An 11,502-nucleotide genomic window follows, 5' to 3' on the forward strand; every position below is an offset into this window, starting at 1 on the left:
CGCGACTGCGGGGCTCGCAGACCCGGCTCACTCCTCGCGCTCACAGGGGGGTCACGTACGCGCCCGTGATCCCGCCGTCGACGACGAACTGCGCGGCGGTCATGAACGACGAGTCGTCGCTGGCCAGGAAGGCCACCGCGGCGGCGATCTCCGCCGGGTTGCCGAACCGCCCCATCGGGACGTGCACCAGCCGCCGGGCGGCCCGCTCCGGGTCCTTGGCGAAGAGCTCCAGCAGCAGCGGAGTGGCGACCGGGCCGGGGCACAGCGCGTTGACCCGGATGCCCTCCCGGGCGAACTGCACCCCCAGCTCCCGGGTCATCGCCAGCACCCCGCCCTTGCTCGCCGTGTACGCGATCTGCGAGGTGGCCGCCCCCATCAGGGCGACGAACGAGGCGGTGTTGATGATCGAACCCTTACCCTGCCGGCGCATGTGCGGGATGACGTGCTTGCAGCAGAGGTAGACGCTGGTGGTGTTGACCCGCAGCACCCGCTCCCAGGCGTCCAGCCCGGTCTCCAGGATGGAGTCGTCGTCGGGCGGGGAGATGCCGGCGTTGTTGAACGCCACGTCCACCCGGCCGTACCGCTGCGCCACCCCGTCGAAGAGATCCCGGACGGCCGCCTCGTCGGCCACGTCGCAGGCCACGAACTCCCCGCCCACCTCGTCGGCGGCCCGCACCCCCGCCGCCGGGTCGATGTCCACGCAGACCACCCGGGCCCCCTCGGCGGCGAACCGCCGCACGGTGGCCAGGCCGATCCCGCTGCCCGCCCCGGTCACCACGGCAACCCGGTCCTGAAGACGACCCTGCATCTCACTCCTCTGTCGAGATGAACACGTTCTTGACGTCGGTGAAGGCGTGCAGCGCGTCCGGACCCAGCTCCCGGCCGAGCCCGGAGCGCTTCATCCCGCCGAACGGGGTCCAGTAGCGCACCGACGAGTGCGAGTTGACGCTGAGGTTGCCGGACTCGACCGCCCGGGCCACCCGGACGGCCCGGCCCACGTCGCGGGTCCAGATCGAGCCGGAGAGGCCGTACTCGGTGTCGTTGGCCAGCCGGATCGCGTCGGCCTCGTCGTCGAACGGGAGCACCGAGACCACCGGGCCGAAGACCTCTTCCCGCCAGTGCCGGTCGGCCGGCGAGTCGGCGAGCAGCACGGTCGGGGGGTACCAGAAGCCGGGGCCGTCGGGGCGGGCGCCGGTGAAGGCGACCTTCGCGCCGTCGACGTACCCGCCGACCCGGTCGGCGTGGGCGGCGGAGATCAGCGGACCCATCTCCGCGGTCTCCGCGGCCGGGTCTTCGACCCGGAAGGCGCGCACGGCCGGTTCGAGGAGTTCCAGGAACCGGTCGTACACCGTCCGTTGGACGAGGATCCGGGAGCGGGCGCAGCAGTCCTGGCCGGCGTTGTCGAAGACGGCGTACGGCGCGGTGGCGGCGGCCTTCTCCAGATCGGCGTCGGCGAAGACCAGGTTGGCGGACTTGCCGCCCAGCTCCAGGGTGACCCGCTTCACCTGGTCGGCGCAGCCGGCCATGATCCGGGTGCCGACCTCGGTGGAGCCGGTGAAGCAGACCTTGCGTACCGCCGGGTGGGTGACGAACCGCTCCCCCACCACGCTGCCCTGCCCGGGCAGCACCGTGAACACGCCCTCGGGCAGGCCGGCTTCGAGGGCCAGCTCGGCCAGGCGCAGCGCGGTCAGCGGGGTCAGCTCGGCGGGCTTGAGCACGACGGTGTTGCCGGCGGCGAGCGCCGGGGCGAAGCCCCAGCCGGCAATCGGCATCGGGAAGTTCCACGGCACGATCACCCCGACCACGCCGAGCGGCTCGTGGAAGGTGACGTCGAGCCCGCCGGGCACCGGGATCTGCCGCCCGGTCAGCCGCTCCGGCGCGCCCGCGTAGTAGTCGAGCACGTCCCGGACATTCCCCGCCTCCCACCGCGCGTTGGAGATGGTGTGCCCGGAGTTGCGCACCTCCAGCAGCGCCAGCTCCTCCAGGTGCGCGTCCACCACCGTCGCGAACCGCCGCAGCACCCGCGCCCGCTCCCCCGGCGCCACCTGCCGCCACGTCTCGAAGGCGGCGGCCGCCCGAGAGATCGCCGCGTCAACCTCCGCCACCCCCGTCGCCGCCACCTCCGCCATGACCTCCCCCGTCGCCGGGTTCCGCACCTCGGTCACGCTCCCCGCCCTCCCTGCTCTCGGCGATCTTGCAATTGCTGCCCCGACAAAAGCCGCTCTTCACCACGAACCAGCGACACCAACTGCAAGATCGCGGGAACCTCGGGGTGGGTCAGAGGCGTTCGAAGCCACGGGTGAGTTCCCAGTCGGTGACGGCGGCGTCGAAGGACCTCAGCTCGACTCTGGCCTGGTTGGCGTAGTGGGCGACCACCTCGTCGCCGAAGGCGTCCTTGGCGACCCTCGAGGACTGCCAGAGGGTGCGGGCGTCGCGGAGGGTGGCGGGGACGCGTTCGGCATGCGGGTCGTCGTACGCGTTGCCGGTGCACTCGTCGCCCAGCTCCAACTCCCGCTCGATGCCGTGCACCGCCCCGGCGACCAGGGCGGCGATCGCCAGGTACGGGTTGACGTCCGCGCCGGGCACCCGGTTCTCCACCCGCATGCCCTGCCCGTGCCCGACCAGCCGCAACGCGCAGGTGCGGTTGTCGGTGCCCCAGCGCAGCGCGGTCGGCGCGAACGAGCCGGGCTGGTAGCGCTTGTAGGAGTTGACGTTCGGGGCGAAGAAGAGGCTCAGCTCCCGCATGCTGTCGAGCAGCCCGGCGAGCACCCGCTGCCCGGTCACCGACAGGTGGGCCGGCCCGTCGCCGAGCATCGCCGAGCGGCCGTCGCGGTCGCGCAGCGAGAAGTGGATGTGGCAGGAGTTGCCCTCGCGGGCGTTCGGCTTGGCCATGAACGTGATCGACATGCCCTCCTGGGCGGCGATCTCCTTCGCGCCGTTCTTGTAGATGACGTGGTGGTCGGCGCAGGCCACCGCCTCGTCGTACCGGAAGGCGATCTCGTGCTGGCCGAGGTTGCACTCGCCCTTGGCGCTCTCCGGGGTCAGCCCGGCGCCGGCCATCTCGGTGCGGATACGCCGCAGCAGCGGCTCCACCCGCGCGGTGCCGAGCAGCGAGTAGTCCACGTTGTACTGGTTGGCCGGCGTGAGGTCGCGGTAGCCGCGCCGCCACGCCTCCTCGTACGAGTCGCGGAACAGCACGAACTCCAGCTCGGTGCCGGCGTACGCGGTCAGCCCGTGGGCGGCCAGCCGGTCCAACTGCCGGCGCAGGATCTGCCGGGGCGAGGCGACCACCGGACCGGAGCCGTCCAGCCAGTCCAGGTCGGCCAGGAGCATGGCGGTGCCCGGCTGCCACGGCACCCGGCGCAGGGTGGTCAGATCGGGCCTCATCGCGAAGTCGCCGTAGCCGCGCTCCCAGGACGACATCGCGTACCCGTCGACGGTGTTCATGTCGACGTCGACGGCGAGCAGGTAGTTGCAACCCTCGCTGCCGTGGGAGACCACCTCGTCGAGGAAGTACGGGGCATGGAAGCGTTTGCCCTGCAACCGGCCCTGCATGTCGGTCAGGGCCAGCACCACCGTGTCGATCTCGCCGCCCCGGATGGCGACCCGCAGTTCTTCCAGCGAGAGCGGAGCTTTCCTCATCGGCGAGCCTCCATCACCAAGGTCTACCGGCCTAGCGGATCATCGTCAATGCCGTTCTGAGAACCTCTGTGATCCTCTTCCTGCTTCGCGGGTCCGTGCCTCGGCGTGCCGGGGTCTTACAGGTCCTCCACCGGCGTTTCGAGCCTCCGGGGAACTGCCCGGCGACCGGGCGCGTCAGGCGGCGGCGTGCATGGCGGCCAGCAGGTTGCGGGCCGCGTTGTGGTCCCGGTCGTGGGCAGCGCCACACGGGCATGCCCACGTCCGGTCGGCCAGGGTGAGCCTGGCGTTGATCGCGCCGCAGTCGCCGCAGGTTTTGCTGGATGGGTACCAGCGGTCGGCGGCCCACACCTTTGACCCGTACCAGCCGGTCTTGTACTGCAGTTGCCGGACGAACTCGGCGAACCCGGCATCGGACACCGCACGAGCCAGGCGGCGGTTTCGGACCATCCCTGCAACGTTCAGGCTCTCGACGGCGAGGGCTCGTTTGGTTCTCGCGAGCCGTGTCGTGAGTTGGTGCAGGAAATCCGCCCTCCGGTTGGCGACCGTCAGGTGGATGGCGGCAACCTTCCGGACCGCTTTGGCCCGGTTGTTCGAGCCGCGCTGTGTGCGGGCCAGAGCCTTGTTCGCCCGCCGCAGCCTGCGCTGAGCACTGGTGAGCGGCCGTGGGGCGTGAACTTCCTCGACCTCGCCGGTGTCATCGGCGATGACCGCGAACGTCTTCAACCCCAGGTCCACACCACAGGTCGGCGCGTCAGCGGGCGCGGTGCGGGTGGTGTTGATGTCGGTGCGGTCGATGTCGATCTGGAAGGACACCCACCAGCGGCCCACCTGCTCGCGGACGGTCGCGCCGATGATGCGGGCGCGGCCGTCGCCGAGCCGGCCGGTCAGCCAGGACATGTCCTCCCGGGTGGCAACCGGGCCGATGCCGGGCAGGGCGATCGTGCGTTCACCCGTAGGGCGGGCGCGGTCGGCGTCGTAGCGGAACCGCATTCCATGCTTGCGCTTGCGCCACGTCGGGAACCCCACCCGGCGCCCCCGCCGGGCGCCCCTGCGGTAGCCGGCCCAGTTCTTCAATCCGGCGGCCCGCACCCGGCACGCCTCCTTCGGCACCCGCGACGACAGCCCTGCCTGCCTAAACCACGGGAACGCGGTGGGGTGGGCGGCCCGCCACGCCTTCTCCAAAGCGGGGGCCGACCACGGCACCGGCGTGAGCTGCTGGTCTGGGACGCCATAGGTGCGCACGGCAGCGCGCTGGTCGAGAGTCACCCTGACCAGGGCAAGACAGAAGTTCTCCACCACCCGCGACAGGCCGGCATGCTGCGCCAGTCTTACTCGCTGCTCGGTCGTTGGTGCCAACTCAACCCGGAAACCCTGCTTGATGCGACTCATGCGGTCGCCTCCACAGCCACCAGCGCCGCCTGCGCTTTACGGGCGGCCGAGCGGCGGCCGTACACACGGACGCAGAACGAGGTGAGCACGTCCACCATGTCCCGCATCAGATCGTCAGCCATCGGCCTGCCGCTCCAGATCGTCACGCTGATCAGCCGAGAAGACCCGGCAGTACACGACGGTGCGTCCCGGCAGGGTGACGTCCGATTCAAGGACGAGATACCGGCCGGTGCCGGTTTTCACCACCGGCACGGGCATCTTCCCGTTCTTCGCCCACGACCAGGCGGTCTGGTAGTGCACACCGTTCCGGCGCGCCCACTCGGACAATTTCACGTACTGACAATGCTTGATGAAGCTGGAAAACCACTGATGACACACGGAACAGTTCGGAGCCCCGGACCCGGGCCCCGGCAAACCGGGGCCCGGACCGCCGCGTCAGGCCGGCTCGTCGGCCCGGGCGCCGTCCGGGGCCGGGCGCGGCGCCGGTAGATCGACGGTACGGCGAGGGCCGGTGAACCACTTCCGGGCCGAGGCGTACCACCAGACGGCGACGCCCAGCAGCAGCCCGCCCACCGCGATCGGCGCGTAGTTCACCGCCGACCAGCTGAAGTCGGCGTTGCCGGGCACCCCGGCGGGGACGATCGGCAGCACGAAGTAGACCGAGATGACCGCGATCTCGATCACCGCGATCCAGCCGAGGAGCTTGTACTTCGGGCCGAGCGTCCACGGTCCCGGGACGAACCGGTCGCCCATCCGCAGCCGCAGGAAGATCGGGATGAGGAAGGACAGGTAGAGCCCGATCACCGCGACGGAGACCACCGCGTAGAAGGCGACCGGGATGCCGGCCGAGTTCTTGTAGAGCGCGGGCAGGGTCAGCACCAGGCCGGCGACGGTCGCCCCGATGATCGCGTTGACCGGGGTGCCGTTGCGGTTCACCCGGGACCAGAGCCGCCAGCCCGGCACCGCGCGGTCGCGGCTGAACGCGTAGGTCATCCGGGACATCGACGTCACGCAACTCATCCCGCAGAAGAACTGGCCGATGGTGGAGATGATGATGACCGCCTTGAAGAAGAACGGGGTCAGCGCGGTCTCGAAGATCGCCCCGGAGAACCCGCCCGCGGCGTTGATGGCGTCCACGTCGGTGGCGGCGAAGAGGAAGGCCAGCAGCAGGATCCAGCCGCCGACCGCCGAATAGAAGATCGACCGCCACAGCCCGCTGGCGGCGGCCTGCGCGGCGCCGCGGGTCTCCTCGGAGACGTGCGCGCAGGCGTCGAAGCCGGTGATCGTGTACTGGGTGAGCAGGAAGCCCAGCGGCAGCACGTAGAACCAGAAGGTGAGCCCGCCGGTTTCGCCGTCGCCGAAGCCGGAGTTGTTGAACCGCTCGGTGAAGACGAACTGGAAGCTCTGGTGGTGGTCGGGGACGAACAGCAGGATCGCCACCACCACGGCCGCGCCGGCCACGTGCCACCAGACCGAGACGTTCTGCAGGACGTCGATGATGTGATGGCCGAAGATGTTGATCAGGCCGTGCAGGGCCAGGATCACCACGAACAGCCCGAACGCCTGGGTCAGTGTCCCCGCCCAGCCGTCGAAGAGCGCGGACAGGGTGAGGTTGAGGAAGGTGGCGCAGCCGTAGTCCACCGACGCGGTGACGGCGACCAGGCCGATCAGGTTGAGCCAGCCGGTGAACCAGCCGTGCACCGGCCGGCCCAACGTCGCCGCCCACCAGTAGATCCCGCCGGCGGTCGGGTAGGCGGACACCAGCTCGGCCATGCAGAAGCCGATGATCAGGATGAACAGTGAGATCAGCGGCCAGCCCCAGGAGATGGCGACCGGCCCACCGTTGTTCCACGCCTGGCCGAAGGTGGTGAAGCAGCCGGCCAGGATCGAGATGATCGAGAACGAGATGGCGAAGTTGGAGAAGCCGCTCCACTTGCGGTGCAGCTCCTGCCGGTAACCGAGTTCGGCGAGCCGTCGGGCGTCGTCGTCCATCGGTTGCTCGGCGGTCGGCGCGGGCGTCGTGGCCACTGCACACCTCCTCGAGGTGAATCCCCGGTACGAGTGGGTGAAGTGTGGTCCCGTCGATCAAGGGGGTCAATACGACGGCCGTGGGAATCTCACCGCCGCCGCGGCTAATTCCGTTGCCGGGCCGGCCCTCCTGGCCGCATCCTTGACCCCGTGACCAGGCCCGATCGCGACGGGCCTACCGCCGGGCGCTCGGCAACGCCCGGTCCGCGACGGCGCGGGGTGCCAACCTCTCTCTCACTCGTACGGCGATCCGTCGTACCTTCCGGGCACCCCGCGCCGCCGCACCACGCCACGGCTGACCTGCGCCTATCTTGCGAGCCTCTCCATCCACCCGATCAAGCGGACGAGCGCCGCCTCGCACTCGAGGTAGTCGAGTTCCGACTCGTCGATCTCTTTCCAGGTCGCTCGATAGAGCCGATCCAGCGGACCGTGCCGCGCCAACTGATATCCCGCTGAGTCCGCACCGAACTGAAGGCCGAGGTCGAGAGCAGCCCCCAGGCAGTCCGCCGCCATTCCGGAGTGCGGCGCATGGAGAACCTCGCGCTCGCGGATCGCCTCGAGAGTCGCGGAGAAGTCGTAGAGCCCGCTCTCATCTCCATCGGTCGCCCCGGGTGAATAGGCGCTGTTCACCTCCTCGCGGAACTTCAGGTAGCGGGCATCGCCGTGGAACGAGTGCCGGCCAGACCCGGGGAGGTTCGAGATCAACGTCTCCACGCCGGGAGCCAGGACCAACCGATCCTCCACCGTCAGGAACCGGTCGGGGTCATTGCCACCCCACACGGTCCAGCCCGACAGGACGTCCAGATTCATGCCGACGATCCAGAGCATCGTCTCTCCACTGAGCTCCTGTAGCCGGCTGCCCATCTCGAATCTCGATGGTCTCCGCACCCGCACCCTCCGATTGTCGAACGGACACGACGGAGGCCGCCTGCGGCCTTCGTCGGGCGAAGGTCAGGTCAGCAGCACGCCGGCGACCCAGAGGGCGGCGATCACCAGGCCGGCGAGGAACTCCACCAGCATGGACAGTCCGGCCGCCTTGAGCGCCTGCACGGTGGCCGGCCAGGCGAGCTGGTTGCTGCCCAGCCGCAGCCGTTCCGCGCCCCACACCCCGCCCACGAAGCCGATCACCAGGCCGACGACCGGGATGACGAAGAAGCCGACCAACCCCAGCAGGCCCCCGGCCAGCAGCGACGACGTGGGCACGCCGGTCCGTTTCAGGTTCCGCCCCGGCCAGAGGTACTTGACCACCGTGCCGCCGGCGGCGACCACTGTGGCGGCGGCGAGCACCGCCCAGCGGCCCGGCCCGGCCTCGCCGAAGAGCGCCCAGACCAGCACCCCGCCCCAGCACAGCGGCAGGGCCGGCAGCCCGGGCACCACCACCCCGGCCAGCCCGGCCAGGATGGCCAGCGCGGCCACCACCGAGACCACCGCCTGCGTGTCGGTGAGGCTCATGCCGCCTCCCCGCCCGCGAGTCGGGCGCGGATCTGCTCCGCCGGAACCGGCCCGCCGAACCAGAGGCCCTGTCCGGTGTCGCAGCGCAGCGCCCGCAGCCGCTCGGCCTGCACCTCGGTCTCCACCGCCTCGGCGGTGACCCAGAGCTCCAGCGCGTGTGCCAGCCGGACCAGCGCGTCGACGATCCGCTCGTCCCGGTGGTCGGTCGCGACGTCCGCCCCGTCGGCCCGGATCCCCTCGACGAAGGGTCCGGCCAGCTTCAGGCAGTGGATCGGCAACCGGCGCAGGTACGCCAGGTTCGAGTACCCGGTGCCGAAGTCGTCGATGGCCAGCCGGACGCCGAGCCCGGCCAGCTCGTGCAGCGACCGCAGCGGCTCCCCGGCGGTGCCCATCACCGCACTCTCGGTCAGCTCCAGTTGCAGCAGCTCCGCAGGGAGCCCGGTCCTGGTCAGCGCCTCGGCCACCGTGTCCACGATCGCCGGGTCGTCGGCCTGCCGGGCCGCCAGGTTGACGCTCACCACCAGCCGCGCGTCCGGGTACGCCCGCCGCCAGCCCTCGGCGTCCCGGCACGCCTGCCGGAGCACCCAGGCGCCGAGCCGGACGATCAGCCCGGTCTCCTCGGCCAGCCCGATGAACCGGTCCGGCCCGATCAGCCCCAGCTCGGGGTGCTGCCAGCGGACCAGCGCCTCCACGGCGAGCATCGTGCCGTCCAGCAGCGACACGATGGGCTGGTAGTGCAGCACGAACTCGCCCCGGTCCAGCGCGGCCGGCAGGCCGGCGGCCAGGGCCGAACGGGCGATGTCGGCGGCGCTGCGCTCCGGGTCGTAGACCGCCCACCGGCCCCGCCCCTCGGCCTTCGCCCAGTAGAGGGTGGTGTCGGCGGCCTTCATCAGTTCCGAGACGCTGGTCTCCGCGGCCGGGCACTCCACGATGCCGATGCTCGCCGAGACGGCGAGCTGCTGGTCGCCGACGTGCACCGGGGCGGAGACCGCGGCGAGGGCCAGCTCGGCCACCTCAACCGCGTCGTCGAGGCCGCCGCCGGAGTCGACCAGGATGACGAACTCGTCGCCGCCCATCCGGGCGACCAGGTGGCCGCGCCCGGCCACGCAGTCGGCGAGCCGCCGGCTGATCACGATCAGCAGCAGGTCACCGAGGTCATGGCCGAGGCTGTCGTTGATCGCCTTGAAGCCGTCCAGGTCGAGGAAGCAGATGCCGACCCGCTGCTCCTCGCCGGCGGTCTCGAAGACCCGGCTCAGCGTCTCGAAGAAGAGCGTCCGGTTGGGCAGGCCGGTGAGCGGGTCGTGCAGCGCCTGGAAGCGCAGCCGCTGCTGGAGCTCGTACCGCTCGGTGATGTCCTCGATCATCGCGACGGTGAACCGGGGCCGGCCGTCGTCGTACCGGATCAGCGAGACGGCGAGGTCGGTCCAGACGAGGCTGCCGCCCTTTCGGTGGTAGCGCTTCTCCACCCGGGCGCTGTCCGTCTTGCCCTCGACCAGCTCCTGGTACAGCTCCCACATGCCGGCCGCGTCGTCGGCGTGGAAGAGCGACGCCACGTTGATCTCGCGCAGCTCCTCGATGGTGTAGCCGAGCATGTCGGCGAAGGACTGGTTGACGTCGAGGATCCGGCCGTCGACGCCGGCGATGCCGATCCCGATCGCCGCCCCGGTGAACACCGCCCGGAACCGGGCCTCGCTGTCGCGCAGCGCCTGCTCGACGGCGTCCCGAGCCTGCCAGGCCGAGCGGGCGATCCGCTCCTGCTGACTGAAGGTGCGGTCGCGCAGCGCCCGGGCGAAGCCGGCGGAGAAGGCGCCCTGCACCGCCGTCACCCGCTCCCGCGCCCCGGGCCACTCGACCCGGCCGGGCAGCACCTGGGCCAGGAAGTCGTCACCGAGCGCGCGGACCGACCAGTCGAGCACGCCGGGCTCGGTGAGGTGGGCCTCCACCAGCGCCCGCCCGACGTCCGCCGCGGCCTGCGCGGAGAACGCCGGGGCGAGGAGGGCCTGGGCCAGCCGTACGGTGTGCACGAGCAGCAGCCGCTCGGTCTCGGCCGCGCTCAGCGGCACGAACCCGAGCCGGCAGACCGCCCGGGCCCAGTCGGCGGCGTACGCCTGGGCGCCCGGCCGGCTGAAGTCCTCCCCGCCGGGCACCGGCGCGGCCTGCATGTCGGCTCAGCCGGCGGGCTGGTCGCGCCGGGCGACGCCGCCGAAGGCCCCGAACCGCTCGGGGTGTTCGTCCACGTCGGACGGCGAGTCGGGGCGCCACAGCGGCATGTGCACCACGCCCGGTTCGAGGATCGTCCAGTCGCCGAAGAAGGAGCTGATCTCGGCGCGCGAGCGGAGGGTGATCTCGGTGTCGGTACGCGCCGACAGCCGCTGCGCGTCGAGCATCTCCTGCGGCTGGTCCTCGAAGGTGGAGTGCGAGATGACCAGGTGGCTGCCGGGCGCGGCGACGGCCCGCAGGGTGGCCAGGATGTCGCCGGGGCGGTCGGCGTCCGGGATGAAGTGCACCACCCCGGCAAGCAGGATGCCGACGGGCCGGCCGAAATCGATCAGGCCGGACTCCCGGGCCTCGGCGAGGATCCGCTCCGGTTCACGCAGGTCGGCGTGGAGGACGGCGGTGAGGTCGTTGCCGGCGAGCAGTTCCCGGCTGTGCGCCACGGCGACCGGGTCGATGTCGACGTAGACGATCCGCGCCTTGGGGTTCGCCGCCTGGGCCACCTCGTGCACGTTGCCGACGGTGGGGATGCCGGAGCCGATGTCGAGGAACTGGTCGATGCCGGCGTCGAGCAGCGCCCGGACGGCCCGGCGCAGGAACTCCCGGCCCGAGCGCATGGTGGCCGCCAGGTTCGGCGTCATGCTGGCGATCTGCTCGGCGAGCTGCCGGTCGATCTCGAAGTTGTGCGCGCCGCCGAGGAAGTAGTCGTACACCCGGGCCGCGCTGGGCCGGGTCAGATCGATCTCGGCGGGAAGTCCGTCCGGCATCTGCATCACG

Annotated in this window: 9 protein-coding genes and 1 pseudogene; all 10 read right to left on the bottom strand. The window is 71.1% G+C overall.

Annotated features, from left to right (window positions below):
- Positions 1–40: 40 nt before the first annotated feature.
- Positions 41–808, bottom strand: a complete 768-nt coding sequence (locus OG799_RS20750; protein WP_406036820.1) for a 3-oxoacyl-ACP reductase — start codon at positions 806–808, stop codon at positions 41–43.
- 1 nt (position 809) lies between these two features.
- Positions 810–2,165, bottom strand: coding sequence for an aldehyde dehydrogenase family protein (locus OG799_RS20755; protein WP_406036821.1), 1,356 nt, complete (start codon positions 2,163–2,165; stop codon positions 810–812).
- 112 nt (positions 2,166–2,277) lie between these two features.
- Positions 2,278–3,642 (bottom strand): glutamine synthetase family protein, encoded by a 1,365-nt coding sequence (locus tag OG799_RS20760; RefSeq protein ID WP_406036822.1) that lies wholly within the window; start codon positions 3,640–3,642, stop codon positions 2,278–2,280.
- 174 nt (positions 3,643–3,816) lie between these two features.
- The gene (locus OG799_RS20765) at positions 3,817–5,031 is read right to left on the bottom strand and encodes an RNA-guided endonuclease InsQ/TnpB family protein (RefSeq protein WP_406036823.1); all 1,215 of its coding nucleotides are present in this window, start codon (positions 5,029–5,031) and stop codon (positions 3,817–3,819) included.
- A pseudogene (locus OG799_RS20770) lies at positions 5,028–5,364 on the bottom strand (recombinase family protein). Before OG799_RS20770 ends, OG799_RS20765 begins: the two are co-directional and overlap by 4 nt.
- A 102-nt stretch (positions 5,365–5,466) precedes the next feature.
- On the bottom strand, positions 5,467–7,059 hold the full coding sequence (locus OG799_RS20775) for an amino acid permease (protein WP_406036824.1): 1,593 nt from the start codon (positions 7,057–7,059) through the stop codon (positions 5,467–5,469).
- A 306-nt stretch (positions 7,060–7,365) separates the two neighbouring features.
- Complete coding sequence (locus OG799_RS20780; RefSeq protein ID WP_406036825.1) at positions 7,366–7,887, bottom strand: hypothetical protein; 522 nt, start codon at positions 7,885–7,887, stop codon at positions 7,366–7,368.
- A gap of 123 nt (positions 7,888–8,010) precedes the next feature.
- Entirely contained in the window at positions 8,011–8,511 is a 501-nt protein-coding gene (locus OG799_RS20785; protein WP_406036826.1) for a DUF456 domain-containing protein, read from the bottom strand.
- Positions 8,508–10,673 carry a putative bifunctional diguanylate cyclase/phosphodiesterase gene (locus OG799_RS20790; protein WP_406036827.1) on the bottom strand — a complete coding sequence of 722 codons (2,166 nt, stop codon included), beginning with the start codon at positions 10,671–10,673 and terminating at the stop codon, positions 8,508–8,510. Before OG799_RS20790 ends, OG799_RS20785 begins: the two co-directional genes overlap by 4 nt.
- Positions 10,674–10,679: 6 nt before the next feature.
- Positions 10,680–11,498, bottom strand: coding sequence for an SAM-dependent methyltransferase (locus OG799_RS20795; RefSeq protein ID WP_406046355.1), 819 nt, complete (start codon positions 11,496–11,498; stop codon positions 10,680–10,682).
- Positions 11,499–11,502: the final 4 nt, after the last annotated feature.

The sequence above is a fragment of the Micromonospora sp. NBC_00898 genome, assembly GCF_045207895.1.
GTDB lineage: Bacteria > Actinomycetota > Actinomycetes > Mycobacteriales > Micromonosporaceae > Micromonospora.